The 16642-nt window shown below is 66.6% G+C and carries 15 protein-coding genes; 4 read left to right on the top strand and 11 right to left on the bottom strand.

Annotation, left to right across the window (positions count from 1 at the left end):
• Positions 1 to 44 precede the first annotated feature (44 nt).
• Genes ACZ92H_RS04640 through wrbA form a run of 6 tightly spaced genes read right to left on the bottom strand, consistent with a single transcriptional unit; the run spans position 45 to position 6558 of the window.
• Positions 45 to 1121: a lipocalin-like domain-containing protein gene (locus ACZ92H_RS04640; RefSeq protein ID WP_465048488.1), complete on the bottom strand. Its 1077-nt coding sequence runs from the start codon at positions 1119 to 1121 to the stop codon at positions 45 to 47.
• Complete coding sequence (locus tag ACZ92H_RS04635; protein ID WP_465048487.1) at positions 1121 to 3718, bottom strand: FtsX-like permease family protein; 2598 nt, start codon at positions 3716 to 3718, stop codon at positions 1121 to 1123. Before ACZ92H_RS04635 ends, ACZ92H_RS04640 begins: the two co-directional genes overlap by 1 nt.
• Positions 3706 to 4131 carry a DUF4124 domain-containing protein gene (locus ACZ92H_RS04630; protein WP_465048486.1) on the bottom strand — a complete coding sequence of 142 codons (426 nt, stop codon included), beginning with the start codon at positions 4129 to 4131 and terminating at the stop codon, positions 3706 to 3708. Before ACZ92H_RS04630 ends, ACZ92H_RS04635 begins: the two co-directional genes overlap by 13 nt.
• The gene (locus ACZ92H_RS04625) at positions 4128 to 5543 is read right to left on the bottom strand and encodes an FAD-binding oxidoreductase (RefSeq protein WP_465048485.1); all 1416 of its coding nucleotides are present in this window, start codon (positions 5541 to 5543) and stop codon (positions 4128 to 4130) included. The genes ACZ92H_RS04630 and ACZ92H_RS04625 overlap by 4 nt, the downstream gene beginning before the upstream one ends.
• Positions 5540 to 5950 (bottom strand): DUF2069 domain-containing protein, encoded by a 411-nt coding sequence (locus ACZ92H_RS04620; protein ID WP_465048484.1) that lies wholly within the window; start codon positions 5948 to 5950, stop codon positions 5540 to 5542. The genes ACZ92H_RS04625 and ACZ92H_RS04620 overlap by 4 nt, the downstream gene beginning before the upstream one ends.
• Entirely contained in the window at positions 5950 to 6558 is a 609-nt protein-coding gene (wrbA, locus tag ACZ92H_RS04615; protein ID WP_465048483.1) for an NAD(P)H:quinone oxidoreductase, read from the bottom strand. The genes ACZ92H_RS04620 and wrbA overlap by 1 nt, the downstream gene beginning before the upstream one ends.
• A 67-nt stretch (positions 6559 to 6625) precedes the next feature.
• Here wrbA and ACZ92H_RS04610 point away from each other — a divergent pair, with 67 nt between their 5' ends.
• Entirely contained in the window at positions 6626 to 8002 is a 1377-nt protein-coding gene (locus ACZ92H_RS04610) for a YihY family inner membrane protein (RefSeq protein ID WP_465048482.1), read from the top strand.
• A gap of 7 nt (positions 8003 to 8009) precedes the next feature.
• Here the strand turns inward: ACZ92H_RS04610 and ACZ92H_RS04605 are convergent, their stop codons facing one another.
• The gene (locus tag ACZ92H_RS04605) at positions 8010 to 8405 is read right to left on the bottom strand and encodes a hypothetical protein (RefSeq protein WP_465052350.1); all 396 of its coding nucleotides are present in this window, start codon (positions 8403 to 8405) and stop codon (positions 8010 to 8012) included.
• Here ACZ92H_RS04605 and ACZ92H_RS04600 point away from each other — a divergent pair.
• On the top strand, positions 8404 to 9372 hold the full coding sequence (locus ACZ92H_RS04600) for an IS1595 family transposase (protein WP_465048480.1): 969 nt from the start codon (positions 8404 to 8406) through the stop codon (positions 9370 to 9372). The genes ACZ92H_RS04605 and ACZ92H_RS04600 overlap by 2 nt on opposite strands.
• An 85-nt stretch (positions 9373 to 9457) precedes the next feature.
• Here ACZ92H_RS04600 and ACZ92H_RS04595 read toward each other — a convergent pair whose 3' ends face one another.
• The 4 genes from ACZ92H_RS04595 to ACZ92H_RS04580 are packed head-to-tail and all read right to left on the bottom strand — an operon-like array spanning position 9458 to position 15021.
• Positions 9458 to 11446 (bottom strand): DUF6630 family protein, encoded by a 1989-nt coding sequence (locus tag ACZ92H_RS04595; protein WP_465048479.1) that lies wholly within the window; start codon positions 11444 to 11446, stop codon positions 9458 to 9460.
• A 29-nt stretch (positions 11447 to 11475) separates the two neighbouring features.
• Entirely contained in the window at positions 11476 to 12867 is a 1392-nt protein-coding gene (locus tag ACZ92H_RS04590; RefSeq protein WP_465048478.1) for a PoNe immunity protein domain-containing protein, read from the bottom strand.
• A gap of 29 nt (positions 12868 to 12896) precedes the next feature.
• Positions 12897 to 13709 (bottom strand): alpha/beta fold hydrolase, encoded by an 813-nt coding sequence (locus ACZ92H_RS04585; protein ID WP_465048477.1) that lies wholly within the window; start codon positions 13707 to 13709, stop codon positions 12897 to 12899.
• A 1-nt stretch (position 13710) separates the two neighbouring features.
• Complete coding sequence (locus tag ACZ92H_RS04580) at positions 13711 to 15021, bottom strand: O-acetylhomoserine aminocarboxypropyltransferase (RefSeq protein WP_465048476.1); 1311 nt, start codon at positions 15019 to 15021, stop codon at positions 13711 to 13713.
• A gap of 283 nt (positions 15022 to 15304) precedes the next feature.
• Between ACZ92H_RS04580 and ACZ92H_RS04575 the strand changes: the two genes are divergently transcribed.
• A complete protein-coding gene (locus ACZ92H_RS04575) occupies positions 15305 to 15928 on the top strand; it encodes a 2OG-Fe(II) oxygenase (RefSeq protein WP_465048475.1) in 624 nt (207 codons plus the stop codon).
• Between the two features lie 227 nt (positions 15929 to 16155).
• Positions 16156 to 16602, top strand: coding sequence for a CBS domain-containing protein (locus ACZ92H_RS04570; RefSeq protein ID WP_092709205.1), 447 nt, complete (start codon positions 16156 to 16158; stop codon positions 16600 to 16602).
• The last annotated feature ends 40 nt before the right edge of the window (positions 16603 to 16642 follow it).

Raw genomic sequence — 16642 nt, 5'->3', positions numbered from 1 at the left:
CTTTTTGCTTGTCCGGGGTCTGCCCCCGGCATTTTATGCATTGCTTACAACTTCATCGGCTGCACATAGCCCGTCATTTCCAGGTAGGCGCGGCCCGCCGGCTGGCCATCGCGCTCCACCGTCACGGCGCCTTCCCAGTACACGGCGCCGGTGGATCTGCGCGAATCGAGTTCCTGGTCGGCTTGCAGCGGCTTGACCTGCCAGCGTGTCGCGCCCGTGCGGATCTCCGTGGCGACCGGGTATTCGGCCTGCGTGCGGGGCGAGCGCCACAGCTGCGTGGGCGTGAAATCGACGTCCTCGGGCGCGAACTGCGTCATCTTACCGGACGCGTCGCGCCATGTCGCGTGCGCCCATAGTTTAGCACCTGTCTTGCTGCGGATCTGGAAGGCCATCAGGGCGCCGCCGTCAGCGAGGTTGGCGCCGATCCAGTTCCAGCCGCTGGCGTCCGCATCGAGTACCTGGCTGGACCACTCGTGATCGAGCCAGGTGGTGCCCGTCACGGCTTCCGGCTTGCCGCCCGCGCGCGCGATGGTGCCACGGGTAGCCAGTTGCGGTTCGCTGTAGTAATAGCTCGATTGCGCGGGCCGCGCGCCCTTGCGCGAATAGCCGCCTTGGCCCTGCAGCAGCACGGGCTGGGTGGGCGCGAGGGTCAGCTGCAAGGTAAAGTCGCGCGCGGCCAGGCTGACCTGATAAGTGCCGTCGGCCTGGCGCCGCATGCGCCAGCCGTCCAGCTTCACGTCCGTGTCACCCACCTTGGCATGGGCCAGGCCAAAACCTTCGCGGGCGCTTTTTTCGTCGTGCAGCAGCTTGCCCACTTTCGGGTCGGACAGGGCCGCGTGGCCGATGATCAGCTGTTTCGGCGCGAAAGCGCTGGGATTGTCCGCATCGGTGGCCGTGGCGCTGCGGAAGAAGGTCACCTGGTAGCCCAGTTGTTCGCCGCCGCTGGTCTTGACCCAGCCCGTGGCATACCACCATTCCGTTTTATATGCGGGATGGGCGCCGAAGTCGTGCGGCAGGCGCAGGGTCTGGCCGGGCGGCAGGGGCGTGACGGGGGCGAACGCGGGCGGCGCGGCCAAGGTGGTGGCACTGCAGAACATGAGCAAAAGAGTCAAGCGGCGCATTACCAGTCCTCCCTGACGGCGCGGATGGGGCCAGCGGACAGCGCCTGGCGGCCCGCGACGAGGGCCGTGAGGGCCGCTGCCGTCAGCAGGGCGCCTGCCACGGTGGCGATCAGGGGCCAGGGCAGGTGCAGCTGCATGGTCCAGTGGAACGACTGGGGATTGACGATGAAGACCAGCACAAAGCTGATCAGCAAACCCAGGATGAAACCGGTGGCGATGCCCAGCGCCGTCAGCGCGCCGCCTTCCAGGGCCAGGATGGCGAGGATCTGCCCGCGGCTTACGCCCACGTGGCGCAGCATGCCGAATTCGCGCGCGCGCGCCAGGGTCTGCGCCGAGAACGTGGCGGCCACGCCGAACAGGCCGATGACGATGGCGATGGCTTCCAATAAATACGTGACGGCGAAGCTGCGGTCGAAAATCCGCAGGCTCAGGGCGCGGATGGCCGAAGGGTTCGACACTTCCAGGCTGGCGCCGAACGGCAGGGCCTTCAGGCGCTGCTGCAACTCGTCGCCCGTGACATCCTTGGCCAGCCACAGGGCCGCGTCGCTGACATCGAGGTCGCCCGTCAGGGCGCGGTAATCATCGAGCGGCATCTGGATGGAGCCGGACGAACGCGCATAGTCGCGCCAGATGCCGGCGATGAAAAACTGGTGCAGGCCGCCCGCCAGCGGCAGCTCGATGCGCTGGCCCGGCTTGCGGTTGTACAGGTCGGCCGCCGCTTCGGACAGCCACACGGGCCGGCTGCCTGCCGGCACGGGCAGCGATTCGCCCACCAGCACCATGCTCTTGCCCGGATCGGCCAGCAGGATGGGACGCGCCAGCAAGACCACGTTCGGGCGGTCCGGCGACAGCGACAGGCTGCGCACGCGCTGGAAATCCACCCGGGCCGCGCCTGGCAAGGCGACGATGGCGTCCTGTTCGCGCGGGTTCAGGCCGCCGGTGCCCGCGCCGGAAACCGTGCGCGCATACAGGTCGGCCGGCAGAATCTGCAGCAGCCAGTCGTCGACGGAGACGCGGAAGCTCGACACCATGATGGCCATCGCCACCATCAGGCTGAAACTAGACAGCACGCCGCCGAGGGCGATGCCGGCCTGGCCCGAGGCGTTTGCCAGGCGCGCCAGGGTCAGGCTGCGCACGGGCGCATGCAGGCTGCTCTCCGTGCGCATCCAGGCGCGCTGCAGCAGGCGGAAGACGACGGCGGCCAGCTGCGGCATCAGGGCGATGGCGCCGATCAGCAGCAGGGCGATGGACAGGTAGCCGAACAGGGGCAGCTCGAAGACGGGCGGCAGGAAACTCAGGGCACCGGCCAGCAGCAGGCAGGCCAGCGCCGGCCAGGTCTTGGCCAGGCGCGTCGTCACGACTTCCTCGCTGCCCGATTTCAGGGCGATGGCGGGGGCCGCGCGCGCCGCTTCCAGCGCGGGCGTGGCGCAGCCCAGCAAGGCCACGCCCAGGCCCAGGGCAAAGTAGACCAAGGCGGCAACGGGCGTGAATTGCACCTGCGGCTGCACGCCCGCGAAATAGCCGGCGCCCAGGTCGCCGCCAAAGAAGCGCAGGGCGACGGCCGCCAAGGCGTAGCCGCCGGCGATGCCCAGCGCGGCGCCAAGCACGCCCAGGCTGGCGCCTTCCAGCAGCACCTGGCGCAGCAGCTGCCCCCGCTCCATGCCCAGCACGCGCAGCAGCGCGAACTGGCCGCGGCGGCGGATGACGGACAGCGCCTGCGTGGAAAACACCAGGAACGCCCCCGTAAACAGGGCGACGAGGGCCAGCACCGTCAGGTTGACGCGGTAGGCGCGGCTCAGGTTATTGTTGCGGCTATTCTGGTTTTCATCATTCGGCTGGCCCACGCGGAAACGTCCCGGATATTGCGCTTCCAGCGCGCCCGCCAGATCGGCCTGGAAGGCATCGCGGTTGACGCCCTGGCGCAGCTTCAAATCGATGCGCGACAGCTTGCCCAGCTTGTTGAAGCGCCACTGCGCCGCGCCGATATCCATGACGGCGATGCGCTGGCCGGCGCGCGCGCGCTGCAGCGACCCGGCCACGCGCAGGCTGACCGTGCCGGTGCCCGATTGCAGCGCGATACGGTCGCCTTCGCCCAGCTTGAGCCAGCGCAGGGCGGCCGGCGACAGAAAGATGGCGTCGTCGGCCAGGGTGTCGAAGGTCCGGCCTTCGGCGGGCGCGCCGATCAGGTCGGGGGAAATGAAGCCGGCGCGGAAGACGTCGAGCGCCAGGATGTGCAGGGGGCCGCCGTCCGGGCCAGTGCTGCCGGCCACGCCGGCCTGCAGTTCCAGCACGGGCGAGGCGACGGCCACGCCATCGCGCTGTGCCAGCCATGGATAGATGCTTTCATCGAACAGCGCTTCGCGCCCGGCCACCTGCACGTCGGCCTGGCCGGACAGGCTTTTCACGGCCGTGGAAAATTCATTGAAGGCAGCCGCGTTGATCAGGTGGATGGCAAAGCCCAGCGCCACGCCGATGGCGATGGCGAGGATGGCGACCAAGGCGCGCACGGGATGCGCGCGCCACTCGCCCAGCAGCAGCCAGCGCGACAGCAGGCGCGCGCCCGCCGGATTTGCCGCCGGCGCACTCAATGCAGGCATTCGATGGCCAGGCGTTCGCCGGCGCGCCGCACCTTGAGCTGGGCCGCGTCGCGGTTTTTATCACCGGCACCGACGGCGTCCTGCGCCGCCCATTTCTGCTCCAGGCGCAGCTGGGCGCAATGCTTCTCGTGCGCCTCGCGCTGTCTGGCGCCCCGTTCGCGCGCCTGGTCTTCCAGCTGCTCCTGCTTCTTGCGCGCCGCTTCCAGCTGGCTGGCCACCCGTTCCTGCCGCGTGGCCGCGCCCTTGTCGACGGCCGGCGGCGATGGCACTTCGAGGATCTGCAGCTGCCCGCCCGTGCATGGCGTGGCGCTGTAGCTGGTCTGGCCATCCTTCACGCATTTGTAGACGTCCTGCGCGCCGGCATGGCCGGCCAGGCCCGCGCAGAGGGCGAACAGGAAGAATGGCGTTCTCACAGAATTTTCCCGGGATTCATGATGTTTTGCGGGTCCAGCGCCTGTTTGACGGCGCGCATCAGCTGCAGTTCCAGCGGCGACTTGTAGTGCGCCAGGTCGGCCTTCTTCAGGGCGCCGATGCCGTGTTCGGCCGAGATGGAACCGCCGAAGGCGTGGACCTGGTCGTGCACGATGCGGTTGATGGCGTCCTGGTTGGCGAGGAAGTCGCCGTCCGTCATGCCGGCTGGCGGCGCCACGTTGTAGTGCAGGTTGCCGTCGCCCAGGTGGCCGAAGCATACGAGCTGGCAGCCGGGGAAGGCTGTTGCCAAAGCGGCATCCGTGATGGCGATGAAATCGGCGATGCGGGAAATCGGCAGCGAGATATCGTGCTTGATGTTCTTGCCCGCCTGCGCCTGCGCCAGCGGGATGTGCTCGCGCAGCTGCCACAGGCCTTCCGACTGCGCCACCGAACTGGCGACGACGGCGTCGTCGATCAATGTGTCTTCCAGCGCCGCGCCGATGCTCGCTTCCAGCAATTCCACGGCATGCGCTTCGGACTGGCTGCTGGACAGTTCCAGCAGCACATACTGCCCGTGCGCTTCGGCGAAAGGCCGCGGCAGCTGCGGGAATTGTTCCGCCACCAGCTGCAGGCAGTACTGCGACATCAATTCAAAGCCCGTCAGGCTGGCGCCGCAATGGTCCTGCATCAGCGAGAGCAGGCGCAGCGCGTGGGCGGGAGAGGGCATGGCGGCCAGCGCCGTGATGCAGGCTTTCGGCTGCGGATACAGTTTCATGACGGCGCCGGTGATGACGCCCAGGGTACCCTCGGCGCCGATGTACAGGTCGCGCAAATCGTAGCCCGTATTATCCTTGCGCAGGCCGCGCAAGCCGCTCCAGACCTCGCCCTGCGGCGTGACCACTTCCAGGCCCAGGCACAGTTCGCGCGTATTCCCGTAGCGCAGCACGGCCGTGCCGCCCGCGTTGGTGGCCAGATTGCCGCCGATGGTGCAACTGCCTTCAGCCGCCAGCGACAGGGGGAACAGGCAGCCGGCGGCGCTGGCCGCTTCCTGGATGGTTTGCAGGATGCAGCCAGCGTCCACCGTGATGGTGCGGTTGACGGGATCGAGCGCGCGGATGCTGTTCAGCCGCGCCAGCGACAGCACAATGGCCGTGCCTGCGGCGTCGGGAATGCTGCCCAATACCAGGCCAGTATTGCCGCCTTGCGGCACGACGGGAATGCGCCATTGCGCGCAGGCGCGCAGCACGCCCGCCACTTCCTCCACCGTGGCGGGACGCAGCACGGCCAGGGCCTTGCCCGTGAACCGGTCGCGCCAGTCGGTGACGAAGGGCGTCATGTCGGCATCCAGGGTGAGGACGTAGGTGTCGCCCAGCAGGTCGCGGCAGGCGGCGAGGAAGTCGGTGCGGTCTGTCATTTCTTGATGCTCACTTTATTCACTTTTTCCAGAAGCTCTTTGGCCATGCGCTTGGCAGCCTTTTTGTACGGGCGCAGGTACAGCACGGCGCAGATGAAATATATGCAGACGATGGCCGCCTCGCCCCAGGCCATCATGGCCGAGACGGGATTGGTGTCGCTGTAGCCGCGCACCACGCCTTCCGTGAAGTACAGCAGGATCACCATCGACGACCATTGCAGGGTGTAGACATCGCGCTTGACGACGCCGTACAGGGGGATGAGCAGCGGCACGGCCTTCAAGGCGACCCAGGAGCCGCCCGGATGCAGCGGGGCGACGAGCATCTCCCACAGCACGCACCAGAGGATCAGGGTGGCCAGGCTGGCGATGGCGCCCCAGTGCAGGTATTTGTGCAAGGTGCCGTGCATCACGCGCCTGCCAGTTTCAGGGCGTTCTCCGCCAGGCGACGGCCCAGGGCGACGGCCAGGCGCTTTTCATCCTCGCTGATGGCTTTGTCGCCGGCTATGCCCGACCAGTGCGTGGCGCCGTAGGGCGAGCCGCCCGTGGACGTCGTCATCAGTTCAGCATGCGTGTAGGGCAGGCCCATGACCAGCATGCCGTGGTGGAAGAGGGGAATCATCATCGACAGCAGGGTCGATTCCTGGCCGCCGTGCAGGCTGCCCGTGGACGTAAACACGCAGGCGGGCTTGCCGGACAGGCTGCCGGCCAGCCAGTCGCTGGCCGTGCCGTCCCAGAAGTACTTCATGGCGGCAGCCATGTTGCCAAAGCGCGTGGGCGAACCGAGGGCCAGGCCCGCGCACTCCTGCAAGTCGTCCAGTTCCACGTAGGGCGCGCCGTCCTCTGGCACTTCCGGCGCGGTCGCTTCGGCGACGGTGGAAACGGCGGGCACGGTGCGCAGGCGGGCATCGCAGCCAGGCATGCTTTCCACCCCCTGGGCAATCAGTTCGGCCAGCTGGCGCGTGGCGCCATGGCGTGAATAAAACAATACGAGAATAATCAGATTGGTTGGCTTCATCGTTGGTATTATAGGGCGCTTTACAGCCTGATACGACTGCTGTCATGGCGCCGTCCTGATTTCGAACATGTTTTCAAAATATATACTGCCGTTCTTCCAATACTTGTGGCGCGTCCTGGGCATGGTCCTCGATGCCGTGCGCGGCCTGACCTGGTCCGAAACGCGCGACCTGCTGCAATTTGCGCGCCGCCGCGTGCGCGAGGAAAGCCTGCCGCAAGTGGCGGGCAGCCTGACCTTCGCCACCGTCTTCGCGCTGGTGCCGCTGCTGACGCTGGCGCTGGCGATCTTCACCACCTTCCCGCTATTCAATACCTTCCGCCACGCGCTGGAAGACTATTTCGTGCAAAGCGTGATGCCCAAGGGGATTTCGAACACCATCCTCGACTACCTGACCACGTTTGCCTCGAAGGCCACGCGCCTGTCGGCCATCGGCGCGGGCGCCCTGATCGTCACGTCGGTGGGCATGATGGGCTTGATCGAGCGCGTCTTCAACCGCATCTGGCGCGTGCGCCAGGAGCGCCGCTGGACCAAGCGCCTGCTGGTCTATTGGGCCATCGTCACCCTGGGGCCGCTGCTGGTGGGCGTGTCGCTGACGGTGACCTCGCGCGTCTTCATTGCCACCAGCGGCGTGGTGGGCGCCGTGCCTTTTCTGGGCACCGTGTTCTATACCCTGGTGTCGGTCGGCCTGACCATGCTGGCGTTTACGCTGCTGTACATCACGGTGCCGAACCGCGACGTGGACTGGCGCGACGCGGCCTGGGGCGGCTTGCTGGCCGCGCTGGCATTCGAAGTGGCCAAGCGCGGCTTCGGTGAATTCATCCAGGAATTCCCCACGTATTCGCGCATTTACGGCGCGCTGGCGGCCTTGCCGCTGTTCCTCGTGTGGATATACCTGAGCTGGATGATCACCCTGGTGGGCGCCTTGCTGGTGGCCGCCTTGCCCGTCGTGAAATACGAGCGCTGGTGGTACGAGGCGGCGCCGGGCAGCGAATTCGTCGACGCCGTGGCCATTCTGAAAGTGCTGCACCAGGCTTGCCACTGCGCCGATTCGGCCCTGGTGGGCGCGGCCGAGATCCGCCGCAGCACGCGCCTCGGTTTCGAGGAAATGGAAAACCTGCTCGACAAGATGGTGCTGCAAGGCTGGGTGGGGCGGGTCAACGTGGAAGGCGCGGTGCGGGTGCAGTGGGGCAAGCGCGTGGCCGACAGTTCCGACCATTGGGTCTTGCTGGGCAACGTCAACCGCATCACCCTGGCCGACGTCTACCGCGTCTTTGTCTTTGGCGGCATGCGCGTCAATTCCGGCTATCCTGCCGGTTCCACCAACGAGCGCGACATCAAGGCGGCCGAGGAAGCGGCCGCGCTGGCGGCGCAGGTGGAAAACGCCGTGGAGCAGGGCCTGGGCATGAGCCTGGCCCAGCATTTCGGGGAAGTGCGCTGCAATTGACGGGCACTCAGGTGTTGAGGCGTTCGTACAGCAGGCTGTCGAGCGCCCCCGTCAGCGTCCTGCCATCCTCGTCGAGCAGCGTGTAGTCCTGCTGGCTGCCACCGAGCGACGCGCTGCCCCCGATGCCGCACAGGAGCGGGTACGTGCTGTCTTCGATCGCCAGCTTGATCATGTCCGGCAGCTGTTCGCGCTGGTTTTCGGCCAGTGCCAGCGCATCGAGCATGGCGCCAAGCCGGGTTTGTTCCTGGCGCCCCTGCGCATACAGCGCCAGCAGCGATGCATTGGCTGCAACGATATCATCGATAAATTTTGGCTCTGTCCTCGTAAAATAGGGGAAATGCAGGAATCTTTCCTTGGCGCTGCTGTCTGACTCTGCATACCCGCCACACAGGGAGCAGACCATGCAGCCAGCCGAATGGATCAGCTTTATCGCGCAGTTTGCGCAGTTGAGCCGGCGCCAGCGGCAGGCGGGCATGGCCCTGCTGCGTGGCAACACGCCACACGACGCGACCGTCGCGCTGCTGGAGGGCGTGGCGCAGTCGCGCTTGGCCTGTCCCGCCTGCCACTCGCCCCATCTGCATCGGCATGGCCATGCGCACGGCCTGCAGCGCTACCGCTGCGTGCCCTGCGGGCGCACCTTCAATGCGCTCACCGGCACGCCACTGGCTCGCCTGCGGCATAAATCGCTGTGGCTCGGTTATGCCGACTGCCTGCTCGATTCCCGCTCGGTACGCCAGGCAGCCAGCCAATTGGGCGTGCACCGCAACACCGCGTTCCGCTGGCGCCACCGCTTTTTAGCCCTGGCAAAAACGGACCGGCCGCATTGTCTGCATGGCATCGCCGAGGCCGACGAACTGTATGTGCTGGAATCGCAAAAGGGCGCGCGGCATCTGACGCGTCCGGCGCGCCGCCGGGGCGGCCATGCCCGCCAGCGTGGCATTTCCAGTGAGCAAGTCTGCATCCTTGTGGCGCGCGACCGCACGGGGCAAACCCTGGCTTTCGTCACCGGACAAGGCGCGCTGACGACGGCGCAGCTGCATGAGTGCTTGTCTCCCGTCATCGACAAGGATGTCTTGCTGGTGACGGACGGCCATGCCGCCTACCGGGACTTCGCGCGCACAGCGGGGATCAGCCACCAGGCCGTCAACTTGCCCGCAGGCATCCGCGTGCGCGGTGCCGCGCACGTGCAGAACGTCAATGCGTATCACAGCCGCCTGCGCGAATGGTTAAGAGCGTTTCACGGCGTGGCGACGCGCTACCTGCCAAACTACCTGGGATGGCGCTGGATACTCGACGCCAGACGCATCCGTTCACCAGAAACGTTATTGAAAGCAACATTGGGCGCATTCCCACATCTGACGGTGACATAGCCTAAATTTTTCCGCTTGCATGGCCAGCCCTGCCGTGTCGTTTCGTGAAGTGGCATGGCCTGCGGTCCGCCGCCGGGCCGGGGGCTCAAAGCAGCACGGGCCGCAGGGCCGCCTGCTGCGCCACCTGGCTGAACGCCGCGGCATCCTCTGCCCGCACCACGCCCAGGTAATACGTGTCTTCGCCACCATGCAGGTTTACCAGGCGCAGCTGATGCGGCGCCAGATGGGCGGCGATGGCGGCCAGGCCTTCGGCCATGGCATCGCCATCCTGCTGCTCCGTCCAGGCAAAGTCCTGCAGCGCGGGCAAGTCGATCAGCTGGCCGATGCGGGCGATCTGTTCCACCGACTTCCAGTCTAGCGTGGCGCCATGGCCCAGCGCATCGGCGGCCGTCGACCAGAGCAGGAAGAAGCAGGCGGCGGCTGGCGTGTCGCCTTCGTATTCCTCTTGCGGGTCGTCCTCTGCCAGTTCCTCCAAGGTGATGTCCACGCAGCGCTGCGCCAATGCCGCGTCGCCCAGCAAGAGCAGGGCGGCCATGGCATGCAATTGGCCGCGGTCTGCCTGCGCCAGAAGCTGCGGCGGCGTAAAGCGGCGGCGCGGCGGCGCTTTCTTCTTCGTCAAGCCGAGCGATGCGCTCAGCTGGGCCGTGATGGCGGCCTTGAAGTTCTCCACGGTGTCGAGCTGCTCCAGCAGCCGGCCCGTGAAATCCATGGTCCAGGCCATGCCATCCTTGACCACATATAAAAAATCGCTTTGCACGGCGACGCCGCGCAAATGGTGGGCGGGCGGGTAGCGCGGCGAGAAAGCCTGTTTTCCATCAGGCGCCAGCATGCACGCCAGTCCCTGCGCGTCAATGGCGAAGATCAGATTCTTGCGCAGCCGGGGCGGCGACGAGGTGGTGGCGCAATCGATGGCTTCATAGCGGCATGGCGCCAGCAGCTCGCCCTGGCTGTTGGCAATGCCGAACAGGTAGCGGCCGTCAATGCGCTGGCTGACGATGGCGATCTTCTTTTTCGTGCCGAAGTCCTGCACGGAGCTGTAAACGGCCGGCAGCAGCACCTTGCCCGTGGCGTCGATCACGCCGCAGACATTGCGTTCGTCATCGGTCGTCTGGCGTTCGATGTCGATATGGCCGTCGTCGCGTTGGCAGATGTTGTCCACGCAGTCCATCAGCAGCGCGCCGTCGGGCAGGCGCAGCAGGCGGCTGCTGCCGTCCGGCGCCACGTGCTGCACCAGATGGGGGCTGATCACGTACAGGGCGCCGGGGGCAGGCGCCAGCACCACGCTGCCATTCAAGTCCATCACGCCGTGCGCAGCGGGCTGGTCTGCCTGGGCAAACGTGATCCAGCCATCGTGCGCGTCGCTGGTGTCCAGCGAGACGAGTCCCGGCGACAGGGGCGCGATCCAGCGGCCATACGGCGTGACGAGGCCCAGCGTGGCGTGCTGCCCGGGCTTGCGCACCTCGTAGCATAAGGCGTCGTCGCACCATGCCTGCACCTCCAGGCCGTGCAGGAAGGGCAGGTCGTCCGTATCGATTTCCTCGACATCGGCCAGCTGCGCGCTGGCCGTGGCGGACCAGTAGCCAGTAGCGGGCGATGCGGCGCCGGCGGCCAGCAGAGGCGCCAGCGTTGCGCGCTCGCCGCGCAGCAGGGCAGAGTGCAAGGCTTGCGCCTCGGCGCGCAGGGCGTCGAGGGCGGCGGCGTAGTCCGGCGTGCCGATGTCGTGCGGAATCAGCTGCACGCAGTCGAGCACCAGCCAGGACTGGCCGCCGGCCAGCAGGGCGCCGATGGCGCCGCGCGCGACGATGGATGCCGCGTCGCGGGGCGGCGCCATCAGGGCCGATAACGCTTGCCAGCTGGCCTGCGCCTGCGCCATCGGCGCGGCCAGCACGCAGGGGCAGTCCTCGCCGTCGCCGTAGACGGGCCAGGCGACGGCCTGCGTGCCGGCGCCGACGAGCAGCTGGAACAGCATGGGCATAGCGAGCCGCCATTCGGCCAGGCCGGTGATGGTCCCGGTGTCGAAGCCGGCCTGGCCGGGCAGAAAGGCAGTGCTGAACAGGGCTGCGGTATTGATCATCGATATTTATCTGGAAGTAAACGGGGTATTCAGGGTGTTGGCGGCATGAGCCAGTGCGCCAGCGCGCCGCGCTCCAGTCCCAGGCGTTGCGCCGCGGCGGCCGCCTCGAAGGCCCACAGGCCGTAGTAGCCGCCCAGGCCCTGCGTGCGCAAATGGCCATTGAACCAGTCTTCCTGCACCAGCGCCGGGTGCCAACTGGCCAGGTAATGGCGCAGGTGCGCCAGCTGCTGCGCGGGATCGTCCGCGTGCAGGCAGTCGTACAGGGACGAGTAGGGTTCGGCGAAATACCACTCGTCGACGGCGGGGCGCCTCGGATCGGCGGCCGACAGCAGTGCCTCGTACACGCCGTCTTCGCCATCGAAGGCCGTCTGCAGCGCGGCCAGGCGCGCGGCCAGGTCATGCCGGCCGAACAGCAGGACGGCGCCCAGCAGCTGCAGGGTGCGTGCGTAATCGGTCAGCTGTTCGAAGTCGAAGGCGGGCAGGGCGTCGTCATCGTAGGCGTCGGCCAGGGCTGCGCGCGCCGCTTCGCAGGCGGCAATGGCCGCCTCCAGCGCCGTTTCTACTTCGGGCAAGGGCAGGCCCGCCGTGTAGCGCAGCGAGAACACCTGGTAGGCCGCGCTGGCGGCCGCGCAGGCCCAGTAGGCACAATCGCCGCCGTCGCTTTCCGCCCGTGCCTGCGCGTGCCCGTAGGCGGCCAGCAGGGCGTCGAGGTAGCGCAGGTTGCGGGCAAAATCAAAAGCGGCGGGCGGCGCCTGGCGCGGCGCGTGCGGCCACGCCGCCACGGATGGCAAACAGCTTTCCGCGCATGCGCGCTGGATGGTCCAGTCGGCGAACACCTGCTGCAGATACTGCGCCGTTTCGTCGTCGTGGGCGATGGCGCCCGCTCCCACCAGGGTGGTGCCCAGCAGGGTATAGCCAGGAAAGCGGCTGCTTTCATAGGCGATGGTGGTGACGCTCTGGATGGCCTTGCCGTCGCTCAGGTCGCGCACGCGGAAATACACGTCGTCCCAGCCCGCCAGTGTCGCTTCCATGCGCGACGATGGCAAGGTGTTCCAGCTGTCGTCGGGCTGTTCCGCATAGGCGTCGAGCAGTTCATCGAGGCCGCCGGGCCGGTCGATGCGGTTGTTGGCGTCGTATTGCAGCCCCAGTTCGGCCGCGAACGCGGCAGCGTGGCGGCCGGCAAACACGAGGTACTGGGCGTTCAGGGTGCCGACCAGCAGATCCGTTTGCTGGCCGGCCACGCGCAGCGCTTGCGGCAGCCGGTACCAGTGGTGGCCGGGGATGCCGGCCATGGCACCGCCTTCGGCCGCGTCGGGATTGGTGCAGCGCAGCTGTTCCAGCCACTCATAGCGCGCGTGCCGCGCCGCCTCGGTGCCGCTGCCGCGGCCAGTCAATTCGTCAAACAGGGTATTCAACAACATGGTCCATCTATCCTAAAAAAAGCGCGCGCTCATGCCGGGGCCGACTGTGCGAAGGCGAACAGCGCATCGAGCACGGCATCGGGCTGTTCCGCCATCAATTCGTGCCCGCTGTCGACCTGCACCACCTTGCCGTGCGCGATGCTTGACGTCAGCAGCCGCGTCGACCTGGGCGGCGTCATCATGTCGCGCGCGCCGAAAATGAATAAAGTGGGGCAGTGTACCGAAGCGGCGGCGATTTCGCCGTTCGCGTAGGCATTGCAGGCATAAAAATCCGTGTGGAACACGTGATCGGGGTTGAGGGCGGCGATGCGCTGCTTCAGGCGCCGCGCGCCGCCCATGGCGTAGAAGCCGGGGCCGGGGAACGAAGGCTTTTGCGCGATCGAGGAATGCGACCAGATATTGACCATGTCGATGGCCGCCTGCTCATCGTTCAATGCCGTTTCCAGCAGGGCCGGCGAGACTTTCATCGGGTAGGTGGAACCCAGCATGGCCAGGTGGCTGATGCGCCCGGGCGCCAGGAATGCCGCTTCCAGCGCGATCAATGAGCCCATGCTGTGGCCGACCAGCATGGCCTTGGCCGCGCCAGCCGCGTCCAGCACATCCAGTATCCAGCGCGCCAGTGCCGCGACGCTGGCTTTCGCTGCGCCGCCGCTGCGGCCGTGGCCCGGCAAGTCGACGGCCAGCACGTTCCAGCCGTGGTGGGCGAAATAGCGCGTCTGCAGCGCCCACACGCTATGGTCGTTTTGCGCGCCGTGGATGAAGACGGCCGTCGGCTGACTTGGGTTAAAAACTTTACTGCCCGTGTAGCAGTAGGCCGTGGTGTTATCGATGGTGAACTGCATCTCAGGCGCCTTTCTGCGACAGTTTCAGGCCACGGGCCAGGTCTTCGATCAAGTCGTCCGCGTCCTCCAGCCCCACGGACAGGCGCATGGTGCCTTGCGTGATGCCGGCCTGTTCCAGCTGCTCGTTGGGCACGCGGAAATGCGTGGTGGAGGCGGGGTGGATGACGAGCGACTTGGCGTCGCCCACGTTGGCCAGGTGCGAGAATATGTTGAGGCTGTCGACGAAGCGCTGGCCCGCCGCGCGGTCGCCGCGCAGGTTGAAAGTGAAGACGGCGCCCGCGCCTTTCGGCAGCAGGGTCTTCGCCAGCTCGTAGTCGGGGTGCGACGGCAGTTCGGGATAGGACACGGATTCCACGGCGGGGTTGGCCAGCAGGAAGTCGACCACCTTGCGCGTGTTGGCCACGTGGCGGTCCATGCGCAGGCCCAGGGTCTCGATGCCTTGCAGGACGGCGAAGGCGTTGTGCGGACTCATGACGGCGCCGAAATCGCGCAAGCCTTCGCGCCGCGCGCGCAGGGCGAACGGCGCCACCGTCGACTCCTCGGCGAAGACCATGCCGTGGAAGCCGTCATACGGCTCGCACAATTCGGCGTAGCGCCCCGTTTTGTCATGCGCCGCCTGCCAGTCGAAGGTGCCGCCATCGACGAGCAAGCCGCCGATGGCCGTGCCGTGCCCGCACAGGAACTTGGTGGCCGAGTGGAATACCAGGTCGGCGCCATGCTCGAAAGGGCGCAGCAGATACGGCGTGGTGAAGGTCGAGTCGAGCAGCAGCGGCAGGTGGTGCTCGTGGGCGAGGGCGGCAATCCGGGGGATGTCGAGCACGTCGAGGCCCGGGTTGCCCAGGGTTTCGGCGAACAGCACTTTTGTTTCGGGGCGGATGGCGGCGCGCCACGCATCTGCGTCGCGCGGGTCGACGAACGTCGTCTCGATGCCGAAGCGTTTCAGGGTGTAGGCCAGCAGGTTGTGCGAGCCGCCATACAGGGCGCGCGAGGCGACGATGTGCGAACCGGCGCCGGCGATGGTGGACAGGCCCAGGTGCATGGCGGCCTGGCCGCTGGCCGTGGCGATGCCGGCCACGCCCCCTTCAAGGGCGGCGATGCGCTCTTCCAGCACGGCGGTGGTGGGATTCGAGATGCGCGAATACACGTGGCCGGCCCGCTCCATGTTGAACAGCGAGGCCGCATGGTCCGAGCTCTTGAAGGCAAACGAGGACGTGAAATGGATGGGCGTGGCGCGCGCGCCCGTGGCCGGGTCGGGCGTCGCGCCCGCATGCAGGGATAAAGTGTCAAAGCCGGGGTATTTCGGGCCGCTCATGGTGTCTCCGCCAAGTTTTTATAGTGGCAAGATCGTAACCTGATTTGTGGCAGAGCAAAAGGGCTCCTGTGCAGGGCGCATGGCGCCGTGGCGGCGGGCGGGCAGCGTAACCTGAAGTCCCAAAAAAAAGTAACCGCCACGCGGCGGCGGTGGTAGGATATCGGGTCAGCGATTTTCGCGCTGCCTGGGCCTTCGCGCGTGCGCCGCGAGGCGGGCAGCGGCACGTCAGCGAAATCCTGGGAGTCAGACGCACGCTCATGACACGTCCACCAGGAAAGATCGTATGCCCGCAATATCGTTCGACGGCGCCCTTGCCGTACCCGGACCATCTATCGTCGACGGCCTGTGCCACGCAGGCTGGGTCATGCAAGAGCATTTCATCCCCCCGGAACTGAGCCGTCAGCTGGCTGCCGAATGCGTGCAATCCATGCTCAATGGCAACATGAAGGGTGCCGGCGTGGGCAGCGGCCATGCGCCGCTGCTGCAGCCGGAGATCCGCGGCGACCATATCGAATGGCTGGAAACGGGCCGGTCAGCGGCCTGCGACAGCTACCTGGCGCACATGGAAACCTTGCGCCAGACCCTGAACCGCGAGCTGTTCCTGGGCCTGGACGAATACGAAAGCCATTTCGCCCTGTATGCGCCGGGCGCCTTTTACCGCGCCCACCTGGACCGCTTCCGCGACGACGACAAGCGCACGGTCTCCGTCGTGCTGTACCTGAACGATGACTGGCTGCCGGAACACGGCGGCGCACTGCGCCTGCATCCGCATGGCGCGCCCGTGGTGGATGTCGATCCGGTAGCGGGGCGCATGGCCATGTTCCTGTCGGGCGAGATGCTGCATGAAGTGCTGCCGACGGCGCGCGAACGCCTGTCCATCGCCGGCTGGTTCCGCCGCCGGGGCTGAAACCGTCTCAGCAAGGCGACTGCGCGTCGCGGGGGATGGCCGGCGATGCGCACGCTACCGTACCGCTGCGCTTCCCGGCGCGCCGCGCATCCGTTCGCCATCTTTCTTGCCCGACTTTCCCCTTGATTTGATTGCGCGCAAGGCTGGATTTTTCCGCAGGCATAGGCTACAGTCGCTGTAAGGGCTAGAATAACTAAAAAACCAATCACGCGGACAGGACGGCCAATATGAAAGTATCTGAAATTCTCCAAGTCAAGGGCAATATCCTCTACACGGTCACGCCTGACCAGCCCCTGCTTGACGCGGCCAATACCATGGCTGAAAAGGACATCGGTTCGCTGGTGGTCATGGAATTTGGCGACCTGGTCGGCATGCTGACCTTCCGCGAAGTGCTCAATGCCCTGCACGAGAACGCGGGCCAGATCGGCGGCGGCACCGTGCGCAAGCACATGGATGACCACCCGATCACCGTCACCCCCGATACGGAAGTCAATGAGGTGCGCCGCATCATGCTGGAAAAGCATGCGCGCTACCTGCCCGTCATGAATGCCAAGACCTTGCTGGGCGTCATCTCCTTCTACGACGTGGCGCGCGCCGTGCTGGAAGCGCAGAGCTTCGAGAACCAGATGCTGAAGGCCTACATCCGCGACTGGCCAGCCGAAACGGCGGACTGAAAGACTGCGATGCAGTAAAAACAACGCCGGCAGCAGCCGG

This window comes from Janthinobacterium foliorum (assembly GCF_978021625.1).
The sequence above is the reverse complement of the archived record's forward strand: the minus strand, read 5'-3'. Positions and strand labels throughout refer to the sequence as shown.